The 18,359-nt window shown below is 42.2% G+C and carries 11 protein-coding genes; 7 read left to right on the top strand and 4 right to left on the bottom strand.

Translation table 11 applies throughout. The features are described 5' to 3' along the window. The first annotated feature begins 213 nt into the window (after window positions 1-213). The 3 genes from IM797_RS18340 to IM797_RS18330 all read left to right on the top strand — a co-directional run bounded on the left by IM797_RS18340 (window position 214) and on the right by IM797_RS18330 (window position 10,036). The gene (locus IM797_RS18340) at window positions 214-3,486 is read left to right on the top strand and encodes a TonB-dependent receptor (protein ID WP_194128628.1); all 3,273 of its coding nucleotides are present in this window, start codon (window positions 214-216) and stop codon (window positions 3,484-3,486) included. 115 nt (window positions 3,487-3,601) lie between these two features. Next, a complete protein-coding gene (locus tag IM797_RS18335) occupies window positions 3,602-6,010 on the top strand; it encodes a S9 family peptidase (RefSeq protein WP_194128627.1) in 2,409 nt (802 codons plus the stop codon). Between the two features lie 63 nt (window positions 6,011-6,073). Continuing rightward, window positions 6,074-10,036 (top strand): Pls/PosA family non-ribosomal peptide synthetase, encoded by a 3,963-nt coding sequence (locus IM797_RS18330; protein WP_194128626.1) that lies wholly within the window; start codon window positions 6,074-6,076, stop codon window positions 10,034-10,036. A gap of 39 nt (window positions 10,037-10,075) precedes the next feature. Here the strand turns inward: IM797_RS18330 and IM797_RS18325 are convergent, their stop codons facing one another. Beyond that, on the bottom strand, window positions 10,076-11,296 hold the full coding sequence (locus tag IM797_RS18325) for an FtsX-like permease family protein (RefSeq protein ID WP_194128625.1): 1,221 nt from the start codon (window positions 11,294-11,296) through the stop codon (window positions 10,076-10,078). 429 nt (window positions 11,297-11,725) lie between these two features. Here IM797_RS18325 and IM797_RS18320 point away from each other — a divergent pair, with 429 nt between their 5' ends. Then, the gene (locus IM797_RS18320) at window positions 11,726-13,000 is read left to right on the top strand and encodes an exo-beta-N-acetylmuramidase NamZ domain-containing protein (RefSeq protein ID WP_194128624.1); all 1,275 of its coding nucleotides are present in this window, start codon (window positions 11,726-11,728) and stop codon (window positions 12,998-13,000) included. Window positions 13,001-13,031: 31 nt separating this feature from the next. Next, on the top strand, window positions 13,032-13,247 hold the full coding sequence (locus tag IM797_RS18315) for a hypothetical protein (RefSeq protein ID WP_228098943.1): 216 nt from the start codon (window positions 13,032-13,034) through the stop codon (window positions 13,245-13,247). 62 nt (window positions 13,248-13,309) lie between these two features. Here IM797_RS18315 and IM797_RS18310 read toward each other — a convergent pair whose 3' ends face one another. Next, window positions 13,310-14,350 carry a DNA topoisomerase IB gene (locus IM797_RS18310; RefSeq protein WP_194128623.1) on the bottom strand — a complete coding sequence of 347 codons (1,041 nt, stop codon included), beginning with the start codon at window positions 14,348-14,350 and terminating at the stop codon, window positions 13,310-13,312. 110 nt (window positions 14,351-14,460) lie between these two features. On the opposite strand from IM797_RS18310, the gene fmt reads away from it, so the two are divergent. Next, a complete protein-coding gene (gene fmt, locus IM797_RS18305) occupies window positions 14,461-15,369 on the top strand; it encodes a methionyl-tRNA formyltransferase (protein WP_194128622.1) in 909 nt (302 codons plus the stop codon). Here fmt and IM797_RS18300 read toward each other — a convergent pair whose 3' ends face one another. Both IM797_RS18300 and IM797_RS18295 read right to left on the bottom strand, forming a co-directional pair. Next, the gene (locus IM797_RS18300; RefSeq protein ID WP_194128621.1) at window positions 15,370-16,209 is read right to left on the bottom strand and encodes an aminotransferase class IV; all 840 of its coding nucleotides are present in this window, start codon (window positions 16,207-16,209) and stop codon (window positions 15,370-15,372) included. It lies immediately after the preceding gene. Then, window positions 16,210-17,241: an RluA family pseudouridine synthase gene (locus IM797_RS18295; RefSeq protein WP_194128620.1), complete on the bottom strand. Its 1,032-nt coding sequence runs from the start codon at window positions 17,239-17,241 to the stop codon at window positions 16,210-16,212. 219 nt (window positions 17,242-17,460) lie between these two features. On the opposite strand from IM797_RS18295, the gene IM797_RS18290 reads away from it, so the two are divergent. Continuing rightward, window positions 17,461-18,333 carry a 1-aminocyclopropane-1-carboxylate deaminase/D-cysteine desulfhydrase gene (locus IM797_RS18290; protein WP_194128619.1) on the top strand — a complete coding sequence of 291 codons (873 nt, stop codon included), beginning with the start codon at window positions 17,461-17,463 and terminating at the stop codon, window positions 18,331-18,333. The last annotated feature ends 26 nt before the right edge of the window (window positions 18,334-18,359 follow it).

Here is an 18,359-nt window from a genome sequence, read left to right as displayed (position 1 = left end):
AATTTAACACACATCTAACATAAAATTAGGAAATAATTGACCTTACGGAAACCTACTTTAAGCGAAACTACCCCGAATACACGCAAAAAACCCACATTTTAATCTCTTTTTAATCCAATTTTAATCTAACATTAAGTTCTACACACATTAATGTAAAATTAATATTAACATCATGTTGCGTTCCTTTTTTTGTAGAAAAATAAGATCAACGCAATGAACAAACAATTTACGACCAATTTAAAACACCTATTTGTACTATTACTGGTGTTTGCAGGATTCAATGTAAATGCCCAGGTTACCACCTCCAGTGTAAATGGAAAAGTACGCGACGCCAAAGGGATTGCCATCCCAGGAGCCAGCGTATTGATTGTACATGTACCTACCGGAACAAAATATGGTGCGATGACCAGCAATGAAGGTGCTTTCCGGATCAATAACTTAAATCCGGGTGGTCCTTACAAAATCACAGTAAGTTATATTGGTTATGCCAAGCAAGAAAAAGAAAATGTAAACTTGAGCCTGGGTGCAGACCAGAGACTAGACTTTATATTAACAGATGAAGGCCAGCAATTGGCCGAGGTTGTGGTTGCCGGCACACGTGGTGGCACCAAGACCGGTACAGGAACTAGAATTGGCGAAGAGCAGATTAAAACCTTACCTACAGTAAGCCGCAGCTTAACCGATGTGACACGTTTAACCCCTCAGGGTAGTAAAGACAACTCATTTGTAGGTACCAATTTCAGATACAATAACGTAACCATTGATGGTGCTATTAACAATGATGCCATTGGTTTTAGTCCTTCATTAGGCGGTCAGAGTGGTAGCTCAGGTATGCCAGGAAGTAGTACAAGAACCAATCCGGTTTCTTTGGATGCCATTCAGGATGTACAGGTATTACTTGCACCGTACGATGTGAAAATCGGCAACTTTACAGGCGGTAGTGTGAATGCAGTAACCCGTTCTGGTACAAATGATGTGACAGGATCTGTTTACGGATATGGCCGTAACGCTTCTTTAATCGGTAGAAACAAAATTGGCGACAATTCAAAAGAACCATCTGCTTTTCACGATTATCAAACCGGTTTCAGATTAGGCTTACCAATCATCAAAGACAAATTGTTCTTCTTTACCAATGAGGAATTAACCCGTCGCCAGGATCCGGTGATCTTAGGTGCTGGTTCTCCGGACATGAAGGTACTAACCCTTGCGCAAGCACAGGCGATCTCTGACCGCATGAAAAACGAATATGGTATCGATGCAGGTGCTTTCAAAAATACAGATGCTTACAACATCTATGCAAGGTCTAACAAATTCTTCAACCGTTTAGACTGGAACATCAACGACAAAAATCAATTGACCATCCGCAACAACACGATCAGATCTGAAGCGACAAACTTAGAGCGTGATCAGGCCAACTTCAGGTTTGGTGGAATTGATTATAAACAAAACAACAACCAAAGTTCGACTGTTGCAGAGTTGAAAAGCAGGTTATCCAACAATGCATCTAACAGTTTAGTTATTGGTTACTCTAACATTCATGACTACAGAACACCTACATCTAACCCAGCGATACCTCAGATTGAAATCGCATCTAATGGTGGTACGATCTTTTTAGGTACAGACCGCGAAGCCAGTATCTTTAACATGAAGCAGAAAACTTTCGAGTTTACAGATAACTATACCTTCACCAAAGGAAAACACAGCTTTACAATTGGTACACACAATGAGTTGTATAACATCACCTACGGGTTTGTGAATGCATGGAACGGCCGTGTTGCTTATGGAAGTGTAGATGACTTTTTAAAGAACCAGCCAAAACGTGTTCGTACCAATTACAACTATACCAACAATACAAGGGATTACATCATGAATAATCCTCCGGCAGAATTTAAGGTAAATATGTTTAGTTTGTACGGAGAAGATCAGTTCCAGGTTACAGACCGTTTTAAATTGACTTATGGTGTACGTTTAGATATGGCAGATATGCCAAACAAACAGCCATTGAGTGATAAAACAACCAATGCGCCTGAAGATCCGAACTACGGCACAACTTTTACTTATACCAAGCCAAAAGACATTAAAAATGACTTCTTAGGCCAGGTTCAGATTTCACCTCGTATCGGTTTCAATTACGATGTAAACGGTGATCAGAAAATGATCCTGCGTGGTGGTAGCGGACTGTTTACCGGGCGTGTTCCTTTTGCATGGTTAGGTTATGCCTATTACAACAATGGTGCAACCTATGGTTCACAAGATTTCAACAGTTACACCTATCCTGGAAACGGACCTGCTGCAGGATCTGATCCGATTAAAGATGCTTTGACCGGAACAGGAGAAGCTGGTTTTGTGGCCAAACAACCGAATACCAATGTAAGCGACCCTACCGGTAAAACACAGGTCGACCTGATTGATAACAATTTCAAAATGCCTAAAACCTGGAGAACAAGTTTGGCATTTGATTATAAAACTGACGATCAGTGGAAATTCACTGTGGAAGGTATCTATACCAAAGTAATCAATGATCTGAAATTCCAAATGGTTAACCTGGTAGACAATGCCATTTACTATCCGTATGATGTAAACCACCAGCAACCAATTTATCAGAAGCAAAATGGAACACAAGCGATCAACTCTAAATACAGCAGTGCTTATTTGCTTTCTAACACCAGTCAGGGTTACAGATACAGCATCACCGGTCAGATCAGCAAATCTTTCCCTATGGGATTAGATGTGATGGCGGCTTATACCTACGGACAATCTAAAGACATCACCAACGGAATCCGTAACTCCATGGAATCTAACTGGCAATTGAACCAGGCTTTAAATCCAAACAACCCTGGATTGGCTTATTCTAACTTCGACATCCGTAACCGTATCGTGTCTACCGTTAATTTCAGACATGCATGGGATGCGCAGCAAAAATATGTGTCTAACTTCTCGTTGTTCTTTAGTGCACAATCTGGTTCTCCATATTCTTATGGTTTCCTGAATGCAACCATCAACGGAACAGGACAAAACGTGAGTTTAGTGTACATTCCTAAAAGAGGCGAAACCTCTAGTTTCATTCTTGATCAGGGTCAGGCAGCAGCATTTGATGCCTTTGTTGACGGAGATAAATATTTAAAAACCAGAAGAGGCCAGTTTACAGAACGTAATGGTGCGCGTACGCCATGGAATGTTCAGGCTGACTTCCGTTTCTCTCAGGACATTATTGTTGCCGGAAGCGGTGCTAAAAAACAGACGCTTACATTCACTTATGACATTGTTAACCTGACAAACTTGTTGAATAAGAACTGGGGCGTTCAATACTTCTCTCCAAACACTTACAATTCAATGGCAAGTGTAGGACTGAAAGCCGTTGCAGGAACAGGTTCAGCAACAAGCAATCCAAATTATACTTTTGATGCAGCTAACACCAGCACGTATTCTAAAGACTTTTTTGCTTCACGTTACCAAATGCAACTGGGCTTGAGATATAGTTTCTAAAACAGATTTATTCTGGTTCATCAAAAGACCAGTCGGGCGAATAGATAGCCCGACTGGTCTTTTTGTTTAGAACAAAACAATCTGTAAGTTTATAAGTTATAAATACCCTTTATTCATGAAGAAACTTTTATTCCACTTATTACTTTTAACAGCTGCTGTGACTACACAGGCACAAGATGCAGTAGACTACCAAATTCCACCTAAAGAAATGGCGGAGCTCTTGCTTGCCAAACCGACACCTTCGGTTAGCGTAGATGGCAAAGGGGAATGGATGCTACTCAGTGGCAGAAATTCTTATCCTTCTGTAGAGGAACTGGCCATGCCTGAATACAGAATTGCAGGGCTGCGTATTAACCCCAATAATTATTCGCCAAGCAGACAAACATATATCAACAGCTTTAGTCTGAAAGACATTAAAACAGGCGCAAGCTTCAACATAACAGGTTTACCTAGTCCGCTTTATGCCGGAAATGTAAGCTGGAACCCGGGGCAAAAGAAAATCGCTTTTACCCAAACTACTCAAAAAGGTGTAGATCTGTATGTGATAGATATTATAGCAAAAAAAGCAGTCAAGATCAACAGACAAGCATTGAACGTGGTCTTGGGCCCGGGAATTTCCTGGATAGATTCAGAAACACTGCTGTATCGTGTGGCCGTTAAACCAGCTAGTCAGGCACCAGCAAAACCACTAATGCCTAAAGGCCCAACCGTACAACAGAATTTAGGAAAGGCTGCGCCAAGTGTAACCTACCAGGATTTGATTAAATCGCCATACGACGAGCAGTTGTTTGAGTTTTATGCCACCGCTCAATTGGTAAAAAATAAAAATGGTGTGGAAACACCAATTGCAAAACCGGCAATTTATTCCAGTGTAAGAACTTCGCCAGATAAAAATTACCTCCTGATGAGGACTATCCGGAAGCCTTTTTCTTACCTGGTCGCAGCAACTGGCTTTCCCTCAACCATCAGCATTACAGATTTGAATGGTAAACTGATCAAACTGATTGAAAACCTGCCATCAAGCGAAGGTACTCCATCGGGCTACGACAACATCAGAAATGTAGCACGCGGTTTTGACTGGCGTGATGATGAAGCGGCAACCCTGACCTGGGCAAAACCATTAGATAGCGGACTGATCAAAAAACAAGTTGATTTTCATGATGCAGTTTATGCCTTGAAAGCCCCTTTTAATGGCCAGGCCAAAGAACTTTTCAAAACACAAACGCGTTTCCGTGGGGTATCCTGGGGTGACTCGACACTGGCCCTCGTTGAAGAGGGATTACGGAGTAAACAAACCATGAAAGTGAGCCGCTACAATCCGGCTACGGGCACTTTAGAGACTTTATACGAACGTAACCAAACGGATGCCTACAATGATCCGGGTGAGCCTGTAACCACGAAGAATAAATATGGCAGACAAATAATCCAGGTGTTAAACCAGGGAAGCCAGTTGTTGATGAACAATACAACCGGGGCTTCGGACAAAGGCGATTTGCCTTTTTTGGCCAGATTTAATCTACAAACTAAAAAGAATGAGATCATTTGGCGTTGTGCTGAAGGAACGTATGAAACTGTAGTTGACGTCCTGGACGCGAACAAACTGGTATTGCTGACCAGAAAAGAATCTCAAAAAGAAGTCCCAAATTACTTCATCAAGAACCTGGTGCTCCGAATTGCAGATCAGCAAATCACCAATTTCAGCAATCCCTATCCACAACTGGACGGCATCAGCAAAGAAAAAATCACTTACAAACGTGCAGATGGCATTGACCTGACCGGCAACCTCTATTTACCTAAAGGTTACGATAAAGCGAAAGATGGCCCCTTGCCGGTACTGATCTGGGCTTACCCCCGTGAATTTAACTCGGCTGCAGATGCCGCACAGATCAGGGGCTCTAAAGACCGGTTCATCACCATCAGCTGGGCGTCCCCGATTTATTGGGTAACGCAGGGTTATGCTGTTTTGGACAATGCCGAAATGCCGATTGTTGCCGTAGATGGTAAAAAACCAAATGATACTTTTGTAGCCCAGCTGAAACTCAATGCAGAGGCTGCGATTAATAAGCTTGCCGAGATGAAAGTGGGCGATCGAAACCGCGTAGCCGTTGGCGGCCATAGCTATGGTGCTTTTATGACGGCAAACCTATTGGCACATACCAATCTGTTTAAAGCAGGTATTGCCCGCAGCGGAGCCTATAACAGAACCCTCACTCCTTTTGGTTTTCAAAATGAAGAGCGCACGTATTGGGAAGCACCACAACTGTATTATGAAATGAGCCCCTTTAGTTATGCCGACAAAATCAAAACACCATTACTGTTGATTCATGGCGATTCGGACAATAACCCAGGTACCTTCCCGATCAATAGTGAGCGCTTGTTTAATGCCATTAAAGGTTTTGGTGGGACTACCCGTTTTGTGTTTTTACCATATGAATCGCACAGCTATAGTGGCAAGGAGAATTTGCTGCACATGTTGTGGGAAATGAATGCCTGGCTGGATAAATATGTTAAAAACGCTAAATAATTTCTGTTCGCGGTTTTATCAGTTTTTTTTGGTTACTTGAATCATCTAAATATTGACCTATAAATGAGCTTAAAGAGTGTTGTGTTGGGCAGCGTACATCCTGAATTTGTACGCGATGAGACCATAGGGGACATTTTTCGCAATTCCGTTAAAGCTTATGCTGATCAAACGGCAATGATCTTTAACGAGAAGCGCCTGACTTATGCCCAGTTGGATCAGTGGAGTGATGAAATTGCAGCTTATTTACAAGCCAAAGGAATAGGCCGCGGTCATTCTGTTGGCTTATGGTGGCCACGTAGTCTTGAGCTACCAGTAGCCATATTGGGCATCGTAAAATCGGGCGCAGCTTATGTGCCGCTGGACAGGGAGATGCCTGCAGAACGAGTACATATTGTGATGCAGGAAGTTGGTGCCGATGCCTGCTTCAGTGATGCCCTGGAAGAGATTCATTGCCCGGTTTTTAAAATTCCGGCTTTCGGCGAAAATCAACTGACCGGCGCGTTTACCATCGCGGCCTTGCCAGATGACCGGGCTTATGTTTTATATACCTCGGGAAGTACTGGAAAACCCAAAGGCATTCCAATCAGTCACAGGCAAATCTGCCACCTCATCCGAGCTGAACAGCACGTGATCAATATTGCTGCTGAAGACAAGGTATACCAGGGCTTTTCTGTATCCTTTGACATGTGGTGCGAGGAAACCTGGATCAGCTTGTCTGTGGGCGCATCCTTATGGATTGCAGATGCAACAACGGCCAAATCCATAGATGAACTGAGTGACATCTTAAGAAGGGAAAAAATAACCATTTTACACGCAGTACCCAGCTTGCTGGCCGTTATAGATGATGATATACCTACAGTGCGCCTGGTTAATGCCGGTGGCGAGGCCTGTACCACACAGGTTTTGAACCGTTGGAGCAAACCGGGTTATAACGCTTTTTACAACAGCTACGGACCTACAGAAACGACTGTAACCTCGACCATGATTGCCCTTAGACCGGGTGACCTGATTACCATTGGCAATCCCCTGCCCAATTACAACCTGGCCGTGGTAGACGAACTGTTTAATATTGTGCCCATGGGCATACAGGGGCAGCTGATCATTTCTGGCCCCGGGGTATGCAATGGTTATGTGAACCGTCCGGACCTTACGGCTGAGAAATTTCTGGATAAACCGGAAAGTTTAGCAGAAATACCGGGCGATCGCATTTATTTAACCGGCGATGCGGTGATCATGCATGAAGACGGCAGTGTAGATTTCCGTGGTAGATTAGACGATCAGGTTAAACTACGGGGATATCGCATCGAATTGGGTGAGATTGAAGTCAAGTTAAATGAATTGCCCCAGGTCTCTGCGGCGGCAGTAGCCTTAAAAAAAGATGCGAACCAACAAGATCAATTGGTAGGTTATGTCACTTTAAAAACGGGAACTGGCTTTGAAGATCATACCGCAAGATTGGAACTGGCCAAACTTTTGCCACCCTATATGGTACCCCTGGTGATTGTGGTGATGGATAAAATGCCACGGCTTCCCAGTGGCAAGATCAACAGGAAAGAACTTCCGATACCGCAGGTATTGCTGGAAATGAAACCTGAAGAGCAGATTGTCATTAATCCGGACGACCCTTTGTCGGTACGCGTGATGGCTGGTCTTGCCCATTTATTTCCCGGGCGGGAAATCAATGAAGAAGCAGATTTTTTCATGGATCTGGGTGGTCATTCGCTTTTGGCTGCCTCTTTTTCATCCTGGTTGAGAAAAGAAGCGGGCGTGAAACAAGCCTCGCTTAAAGATATTTATACCAATAGGCCCATTAAAAACCTGATTGCCGCCTGGGAAAAATCAGAACAGCGGCAAAACAAGGAGAAACAACCTTTCCATCCGGTTTCTTCGCTAAGGTATTGGCTTTGTGGCATTGCACAAGGTTTTTCTTTACTGGTAATTTATGGTTTGTTTGCAGCGCAGATTTTTGTGCCTTACCTGGGCTATTATTATGAACTGGCCAAAAGCGAAACCGATAAAGGTGATACGTTTTACGCCATCATTACGGCTTTAACACTGTTTTGCTTCATTGCGCCTGCCTTCTCACTGTTCAGTATTTTGAGCAAATGGCTTTTATTGGGCAAAATTAAAGAAGGTGATTACCCTTTATGGGGTAGTTATTATTTCCGCTACTGGCTGGTGAAAACCATACAGTCGCTGGTGCCACTCCAATTTATGAATGGAACCCCGCTGTATCCATTTTACCTGAGGCTGATGGGCATGAAAATGGCACCAGATGCACAGGTAAGTTCCATCACCGTAGGTGTAGAAGACCTGATTGAAATTGGAAGTGATGTAAGCATCAGTTCTGGTGTGGTGCTGAACAATGCCTGGGTAGAAAACGGCTGGCTTAAGCTGAGAAAAATTAAGATTGAAGATCATGCTTATATTGGCAGTGGCGCAGTAATTTCTGGTAGCACGACCATTAAAGCCTGGGCTGAACTACAAGATTTAAGCCATTTACAACAAGGACAGACCATAGAGATGGCTGAAGTATGGAAAGGTAGTCCGGCCGAAAAAGTAGCACTTAAAAACCCAGCAGATTTACCTCAGCCAAAACATGCCTCTGCTTTCAAAAGAAAGTCCTACGGCTTGTTATACACCTTGCTGCTCATTATTTTTCCAATTGTGATCCTGGCGCCGCTGATCCCGGTGATACAGGTGTTAAACTACATGGATAACCAAACGCCGGATTATGATTTCAGCTATTTCATACACGTTCCGCTACTGACCATCCTGTACATTTCTTTATATACCATTGAAACCATTGTGCTTTCCAGATTGCTGCTGTATAACATCAAACCTGGTAATTATCCAATCTATGGTGGAGTGTATGTTCGGAAGTGGCTTTCTGATCAGTTGATTTCGACCTCATTAATTGTGTTGCACCCACTTTTTGCCTCGGTATACGTATCTGCATTTTTCAGAATGTTGGGTGCTAAAATTGGAAAAAACACAGAAATATCTACCGCAAGTAATGTGAGCCATACCATGTTGGAAATTGGCGACGAGTCTTTTATTGCCGATGCGGTAACCCTGGGTGAGGAAGACATCCGTGCGCAACGGCTGATTCTGGAGAAAACATATATTGGCAGCCGCAGCTTTGTGGGCAACAGTGCATTGATCCCGCAAGGTTACAAACTGGCTGATGATATGCTGATCGGCGTATTGTCTACCCCCCCAACCGAGGAGCAATTACAAGAGAATCCAGCAAAGGACTGGTTTGGGTCGCCTGCGATTTCCTTACCGAAGCGCCAGAGTAGCGGGGATTATCCTGCTGAGCTGACCACCAATCCATCTGCAGGAAGAAAGGCAGCCCGGTTTATCATTGAAGGCCTGCGCATCATTTTACCGGAAACGGTAATCATTTGCTGCAGCGTGCTGTTTATCGCGTATTGCCATGACCTGGTTAAGGAACGCAGCATGGGGCAAATTTTGCAACAATTACCTAAACTGCCGTTCTATTATTTGTTTTATATGGGCATGCCCGCTATGCTGGTTACCCTGATCCTGAAGTGGGTATCTGTAGGTAAGTTCAGGAAAGAACAAAACCCGATGTGGACCTACAAAGTTTGGCGAAGTGAGGCCAATACGACGACTTATGAAGCCCTGGCCGTTCCCTTTTTACTGGAATTTATGAAAGGCACACCTTTCTTGCCGATCATGCTGAGGCTTTTTGGTGTAAAATGTGGCAAACGTGTTTGGTTAAACACAACTGACATCACTGAGCAGGACATGGTAACTATTGGCGATGACACTGCATTAAATGAGGATTGCGGGCCACAAACCCACCTGTTTGAAGATCGCGTGATGAAGGTTGGTGAAGTGAAAATAGGTGCAAGATGTAGCATTGGTGCAAGATCGATCATTTTATATGATACTGAAATTGGCGATGACGTAAATTTGGAGCCTTTATCACTGGTGATGAAGGGCGAGAAACTTGCCAGCGGCACGCAATGGTCGGGCAGTCCGATCAGATTAAGCTAAGAGCTCCTTTGTAAGTGTGCACAATCCGGTTTAGGAAATTTACTTGAACCGGATTGCTTTTAATGGGGAGATCCTGCTCACCAGCATAGAAGGCAGGATGAGCACCATCAAACAAATCAATAATGTCAGCATGTTAAGCACCAGCACATCGAATGTATGCACCTCTACAGGCACATAAGACAGGTAATAAGATTCCTGGTCCAGCTTAAATATATGGGTATATTGTTGCAGGAAAGCCAGGCCGAGCCCCAGGACATTTCCTAAAAGCAATCCAAGTCCGACAAGATACAGGGCATTGTACAAAAAGATTTTCATGATGCTGAAATCTGTCATTCCAAAGGCTTTGAGTAAACCGATCATATTGGTTCGTTCTAATATCATGATCAATAAAGCAGTAATCATATTGATCACGCCCACCACCATCATCAAAATCAGTAAAACCTTAGTATTCACATCAAGCAGGGAAAGCCAGGTAAAAATGGCCGGATAATATTCAGCTACAGATTCAGATTTCAGATTGATCTCCAGATTTTCATAAATGTGTTGTGAGCTTTCCTGAAGCTTGGCAAAGTCTTTTAACCGGACCTCAATTCCTCCGATTTCATCGGCACTCCAATTGTTTAACCGCCTGATGATACTGATATCGCCGATCACGAAGCCTTTATCAATCTCCTCTACTCCAATATTGTAAATCCCTACAATTTTAAATGGCCTTTTACGTGGTGGATTCTGTACAAAATACATGATAAAATCATCTCCTACCTTCAACTTTAACCGATTGGCGGTAAACTGGGAAATCATGATTTCCTTGCTCGCTTTGGTGCTGTCGGCAAAATTAATTACCGTACCGCTCACCAAATGCTTACGTACATAATTCCAATTGTATGTTTTGTCGATTCCTTTAAAATTAATACCTTCTACTTCATCATTTGCAGATATGATGGCAGGCTTGGTGGCATAGTACTGAAAATATTCTATCGCTGGATTGTCTTTCAGACTTTTAAGCGTTCTTGGCCCGGGTACAAATGGAGAAAGTTCAAATGAATTGTTTAAGTCATATTTAAAAACCCGGACGTCGCCAATAAAGCCCCTTACTTTTTCACGGACTTCCGTTTTAAAGCCCTTGATAATAGCTACAGAAAGCATCATCACCGCCAGGCTAAGCATCACACCTGCAATAGCGATCCGCACGATCAACTTGGAAAATGTTCTTTCAGATTTAATGGCTATACGCCCTGCTATAAAATATTCTGTATTCAATCTATTACCTGAATTGATGATTTGACAAAAATGCGCATTATAATTCTAACTTATTGGTTTAAGATTTACAAAAATCAAAGAATTAATCCAAATAATTAAATCTGCTATACCATATTGACATTAAAAACCAATTAAAAAGTTGTTTAAAAATAAGTAATTGGTATTTTTGTGTTAAATCAATCCTTACGCACTCAAAATGAACGCTAAAAACGAACTCGAAGAGCTAAAGTTCGACTCTGAACTTAAAGCTAAGAATTTAAGAACTGCTACAGAATCGGTCCTCATTGATGGTTTCAAATCTCTTTTTTTGATGAAAAATTATCTCCAATGCAAAAATGAAAGTATTCATGCTGTCACAAAGCTCATTGATCATTTAGAATCGCAGGAATAATCAATTTTTACTACCTTCATTTTATTAAAGGTAAAAAAATGAGACGATCCATCAACAAAACCATTTACGTAGCTGCAATTACATTGGCAATACAAGCCTGTAGCCCGGCATCCAGCAATGCTTCCAACACAATTATCCATCCCTCTGATTCGGTAAAATTTGAAGAAAAAGAGCAGGTAAAAGCAGGCAAATTGCTGACCGGTGCAGAACAAACAGACAAGTATGTTCCTTATTTAAAAGGTAAACGCGTGGGTATGGTTGTCAACCCAACATCAATCATTGGCAAACAGACTACCGTAGATAGTTTATTGAAATTGGGTGTAAACATTGTAAAAATATTTGGCCCGGAGCATGGTTTTAGGGGAAATGCCAGTAATGGAACACACGTAGATGATGAAATTGATTCCAAAACAGGCATCAAAGCAATTTCATTATATGGAAAACACTCCAAACCTACGGATGCTGAACTTTCGGATGTAGACGTGATGGTATTTGATATACAAGATGTGGGTGTTCGTTTTTATACCTATATCAATACTTTACAACATGTGATGGAAGCTTGTGCGGCTAATGGTAAAGAGGTGCTTATTTTGGACAGACCAAATCCTAATGGCTTTTATATTGATGGTCCGATCTTGGATCCTCAGTTTAAATCGGGTATTGGTTTAAAACCGATCCCTGCCGTACATGGTTTGACGGTAGGAGAATATGCGCAAATGCTGAATGGGGAAAAATGGCTGGACAATAAGTTAACCTGCAAAATCAAAATCATTAAGGTTGCCAATTATACGCACGATACCCCTTATGAACTTCCCGTTCATCCATCACCAAATCTGAATACGCCACAATCCATTTTGCTGTATCCTACAACCTGTTTATTTGAAGGGACTTACTTAAACTACGGCAGAGGAACACAATTTCCATTTACGATAGTTGGTGCGCCGGCTTTGAAGGGAAAATACAACTTCTCTTTTACTCCGGTAAGCCTGAAAGGCATGTCGGAAAGCCCCTTGTTTATGAACCAGGTTTGCTATGGCCTGGACCTTAGAAATTATGACACCAATAATTTTAGAAAGACCAAACAGATTAACCTGGCCTGGATCATTGAATTGTACAAAAACTCGCCAAATAAAGCTGATTTTTTCAATTCTAAACTGAGCAAGGAAATGGGAACTATTGAAAGATTGATCGGAGTTGCTGATTTCAGGAAACAGATCATTGCGGGGAAATCGGAAAAGGAAATCCGCGCCAGCTGGGAGCCTGGATTGAGCAAATACAAAACAATGCGTAAAAAATATTTGTTGTATCCTTAAATAGTCATTTTAGGCTATTGTTAAACTTTAGATGATGAACAGCGTGCCTAAAAAGAAAAATGAAAAGCCAAGCAGCAATTACCGGGAGGAAACACCTAAAGGAAAAGTACCAGCGGGAGACAAAGCGGTGAAACAGCCGGAAGATAAAGACTATCGGGAAGAAGAAGCTCACTTTGAGAATCCGGCAAAGAAAAGAGAAGAAAGTGAACAACCGGTTCATCCGGTTAAAAAAGCACCTAAAACATAGTAATGAATAAAGGCTGAGTGATTTGATCACTCAGCCTTTATTCATTACAGAAAACGCATCTCTTAACTACTTGCCTCCTTTAAAAACCGGATCAGTACTTTTTCATCCTGGGCTAAGCCGGAAGCTGCATCTGTACTAGCCAGCTGGACCTTTTTTAAATATTTGCCCAGCGTGTCCTGTTCAAAAGCCTGTAGTAAAAGTGGATACACATAAGAACTCTTACACACCGCCCGGGTATTACCCAGTTTAGCCGCTACACAATCCAATACCTGGACAATGGCTTTCTTTTTGGGCAGTGGTTCCTGACTGACGTAGCAAGCGGCCAATTGTCTCAAAGCTTCTAAGGTACCGCCCCAGGTACGAAAATCTTTAGCCGTGAAATCGCTGCCGGTAATTTCCTTAATGTAGTTGTTAATTCTACCGGAATCTATGGCGCGATGTTCCTTTCCGGATGTATAATATTGAAACAGATCTTGTCCCGGGATTTCCATGCACTGTTTCACCAGTCGGGCCAGACTGCGGTCGCTTAATTTTACGTCCTGCTTTACGCCCTTCTTGCCCACAAAGCTCAACCTCAAAGTATTCCCATCAATCTTCACATGTTTATTCTTTAAAGTACTTAAGCCGTAACTGCCATACAATTGTTCATACGCATCATTACCTACCCTGATCAATGTTTTCTGCATCACTTGTAAGCAAATGGCCAATACTTTCTGCTCATCAAATTCTTTTCTGTTCAGGTCCTTTGCGATACGTTTCCTGGCTTTGGGTAGCGCTTTACCGAAATCCAATAACCTGAAATACTTGCTTTCAGATCTTCTCGACGTCCATTCTGTATGGTAACGGTACTGTTTCCTGCCTGCTACATCCAGGCCGGTAGCCTGCAAATACGCATTTTTTTTGGGGGCAATCCATACCGAGGTCCATGCCGGCGGAAGCACCAGGGCGGCAATCCGATCCAGATGCTTTTCATCGGTAATTCGTTTACCTTGCGCATCGGTGTAATAAAAGTGCCCAGGCTTGCCCTTCCGGTATATGCCTGGCTGACTATCCGTTACGTACACCAATCCACTTTCTTTAATTTCCTCCAGGGTCTGAACCATATAGATTGAATAAAATATGCGTTAAATTTTTAGTTATTTTGCGATACAATTACAGATGAGCAGGAATTTTCAGCGTTCCCTTCTTCATCGTTAAACACAAACATAAAAGGATGAAAATAGTTTTTATGGGTACGCCCGATTTTGCAGTTGCTTCTTTAAACGCCCTGGTGCAAGCCGGTTTTGATGTTGTTGGCGTAGTTACCGCAGCCGATAAGCCTGCCGGTCGTGGTCAAAAAATTCATGAAAGTGCCGTTAAGCAGTATGCAATAGCGCATGGTTTAAAGGTATTACAACCCCTGAAACTAAAAGATTCTGAGTTTATTGACGAATTGAAAGCTTTACAGGCTGATTTGCAAGTTGTAGTGGCTTTCAGGATGTTACCGGAAATGGTCTGGAACATGCCAGCCAAAGGTACGATTAACCTTCATGCCTCATTATTACCTCAATACCGCGGTGCAGCCCCGATCAATCATGCCATCATCAATGGAGAAAAAGAAAGCGGCGTAACGACCTTTTTCCTAAAACATGAAATTGATACCGGTGATGTGATTTTCTCTGAAAAAGTGACGATTGCAGATGACGATACTGCCGGCGATTTACACGATAAACTGATGAGTACCGGAGCTGACTTACTGGTTAAAACAGTGACCGCAATTGCAGAAGGTAATTATACTGAGCAACCGCAGCCACAAAGTGCCACACTGAAACATGCCCCTAAAATATTTAAAGAGCATTGCCTGATTGACTGGGACCAACCGGCACGGTCCATTTACAATCTGATCCGTGGCCTGAGCCCCTATCCTACTGCTTTTACCAAATTGAACGATAAAACTTTAAAGGTTTTTAAAGCCGAACTGGAAGAAGGGGAAACTGGTGCAGCGGCAGGGACATTGAAGTCTGACGGAAAAACCTATTTGAAATTTGCTGCACAGGATGGCTACATCAAATTCACCGACCTGCAGTACGAAGGTAAGAAACGCATGCAGGTAGATGAATTTTTAAGGGGAATGCGCTTGTAACTATAAATCGTTGAGTTTAGCGCTCAACAGTTTGGTGATTTCATTAAAATAACGCTTTCGACCATAGCCCATTACCCAACGGATACCTGTAATGGCATTGGTAATGAACACTTCTTCGGCTTCTTTTAAAATCTCAGGACTGATCTGTGCTTCGATCAGCTCAATATCGTGTGCTTTAGCCATGCTCATCACTACATTGCGCATGACTCCGGCTACACAACCTTCAGACAATGCCGGGGTATATATCTTTTTGTTATAGACTACAAATACATTGGAGCTGATGCTTTCACATAAAAAACCATGCTGGTTTAGAATGAATGCATCATCTAAGCGGAGTTGCTTTTTATGCAATCCGGCCATCACATACAATAGAGAATTGCTTGTTTTGTAATTGGAGAGACTATTTACCGGTTTGGTAATTTCATCAAACACGTCAACGATGAGTCCTTTTTTATTCAATTCATATCCACCATCTTCCAGTGCGGAAGACTCGAGTACGTAACCGGATTTGTTACTCATTGGCGTATACAATCCGTCTCCCGCCCGATAAACAGACAACCTGAAACGGACATTTTCTTTCAATTTATTTTTCTTGCAAAGTTCGGCAGTTTTTTGTTTTAAAAAATATTCGTCCAGCAGCGCGCTGCCGTCCATTTTCAAAGCTTTCATTCCTGCCCTCAGGCGGTCCGCATGAAGCTCCGCAAACTTAAGTTTACCATTGCTCATGCGCATCGTCTCAAAGAGTCCGTCGCCATATTTAAACCCACGGTTACCTGCCGTCAGGATTGGATGATTGATGCCTACAAACTCATCATTATGTAAAATATATTCTTGCTGCATTTATTCGGGCTGTACGATGTAGTTTCTCCATTTATTTAATGCCGAATCGAAATCGGAAGGCAAAGGTGCTTCAAATTCCATGTATTTTTTAGTAGTTGGATGAATAAATCCTAAAGTTTGTGCGTGAAGTGCTTGTCGCGGCAGTAATCCGAAGCAATTTTGTACAAATTGTTTGTATTTATTGAAGGTTGTCCCTTTTAATATTTTATCTCCGCCATAGTTGGCATCATTGAATAAGGGGTGACCAATATGTTGCATATGCGCTCTGATTTGGTGTGTACGGCCAGTTTCAAGCTGGCAGCTGATTAAGGTTACATAACCTAAACGCTCTAAAACCGAATAATGTGTGACAGACCACTTGCCTTTTTCTTCATCGTCATAAACATCCATCACAATTCTATTTTTTGCGCTCCGGCCAATATAGCCGGTAACTGTACCATCTTTCTCGATATCACCCCAGGCCAGTGCTACGTATTTACGGGTAATGCTATGGTCAAAAAACTGCTTGGCCAGTTTAGTCATCGTGATTTCGTTCTTGCTGATCAGCAACAAGCCCGAAGTATCTTTGTCAATCCGATGCACCAATCCCGGCCGGCCTTCGTTGCCTGGCAATTGCGGCAATTGTTCAAAATGAAAGGCCAGGGCATTGACCAAAGTACCCGTGTAATTGTTAAACCCAGGATGTACAACCATACCAGCAGGTTTATTGACCACCAATAAATCTGCATCTTCATAAACGATATCTAAAGGAATATCCTCCGGATAAACTTCCGTATCTCTTGGCGGATGCGGAAATACGATGGAAATTTCATCGGCTGGTTTCACCTTATAGCTCGGTTTTACGGTTTTCTTGTTCACCAATACGTTTCCTGCATCAATTGCATTTTGTATGCGGTTACGTGATGCATTTTCCATACGCTGCATCAAAAACTTGTCAACACGGAGCAAGGACTGTCCTTTATCCACAACAATATTAAAATGCTCGTATAAATCCTGTTCCTCTAATTCCGGCCCACTATAAGTATTCTCCATGCTACAAAACTAATCTTTAACAATTACATATTCAGAAAAAAAGAAATTGGTCTGCTTTTTGATGGGGATGTCCGACATACCGATGTTAAACTTAATGCCTTATGAAAAACTTTACTCAAAACGTTAAAATTATCCTGAATTTCTTTCCATTCTTGTTGAAAAAAATCTATTTCAAGAACTAACAAAGAATCTTTAGCTAAGGGGGTATCTTTGTACAATATGCACACAGCTATATTTAGCCCCCTACAACAATTAAATCATCCTTCCATCGCCAATCTCTGGGTTAAGAGAGATGATTTAATTGATCCTTATATCTCAGGCAATAAATGGCGAAAACTAAAATACATTTTAGCAGAGGTCAAACATAAAAACAAAAATCATCTGGTTACCTTTGGTGGGGCATATTCCAACCATCTGGTGGCTACAGCAGCTTGTGCTGCCCGCAATGGTTTAAAAAGCACAGCTTTTGTACGTGGAGAAGCTGTAGAAAATGAAATGCTCATGCTTTGTAAATTATTTGGCATGACCTTGATTTTCACAGACCGGCAGCACTATAAAAACAAAATCCAACTTTTCGAGGCACATTTTAATGGGAACGACGAGGCTCATTTTGTGGACGAAGGCGGAGCTGGGGCAGCCGGCGCTAAAGGATGTGCAGAGATTATTGCAGAACTACCTAAAGACACCGAACATTTATTTTGCGCAGCGGGTACAGGAACCACTGCAGCAGGCTTACTTAAAGGAATCCACCAACAAAAACTCAAAACCATTTTGCATGTGGTCCCGGTACTTAAAGGCGGTGATTTTATTGCAGATGAAATTTTGAAATTTGCCGGTACGACAGCACAATTGGTATTGCATACGGATTACCATTTTGGTGGATATGCAAAAACGCAACCTGAATTGATTGAATTCATCAAATCTTTTACGGCAGTTACCGGCTTACTTACAGATCCTGTTTATACTGCAAAAATGTTTTATGCCATTATGGATCTGCAACAAAAGAAGTACTTTAATGCCGACCAAAAAATTGTTGCTTTACATACCGGAGGCTTACTCGGCTTACTTGGAATGCAACAAAAATTCAGCTAATTTTTAGTAAATTGCTAGGACTAACT

Source organism: Pedobacter sp. MC2016-24, assembly GCF_015223055.1.
In the GTDB taxonomy this organism is placed as follows: Bacteria; Bacteroidota; Bacteroidia; order Sphingobacteriales; family Sphingobacteriaceae; genus Pedobacter.
The sequence above is the reverse complement of the archived record's forward strand: the minus strand, read 5'-3'. Positions and strand labels throughout refer to the sequence as shown.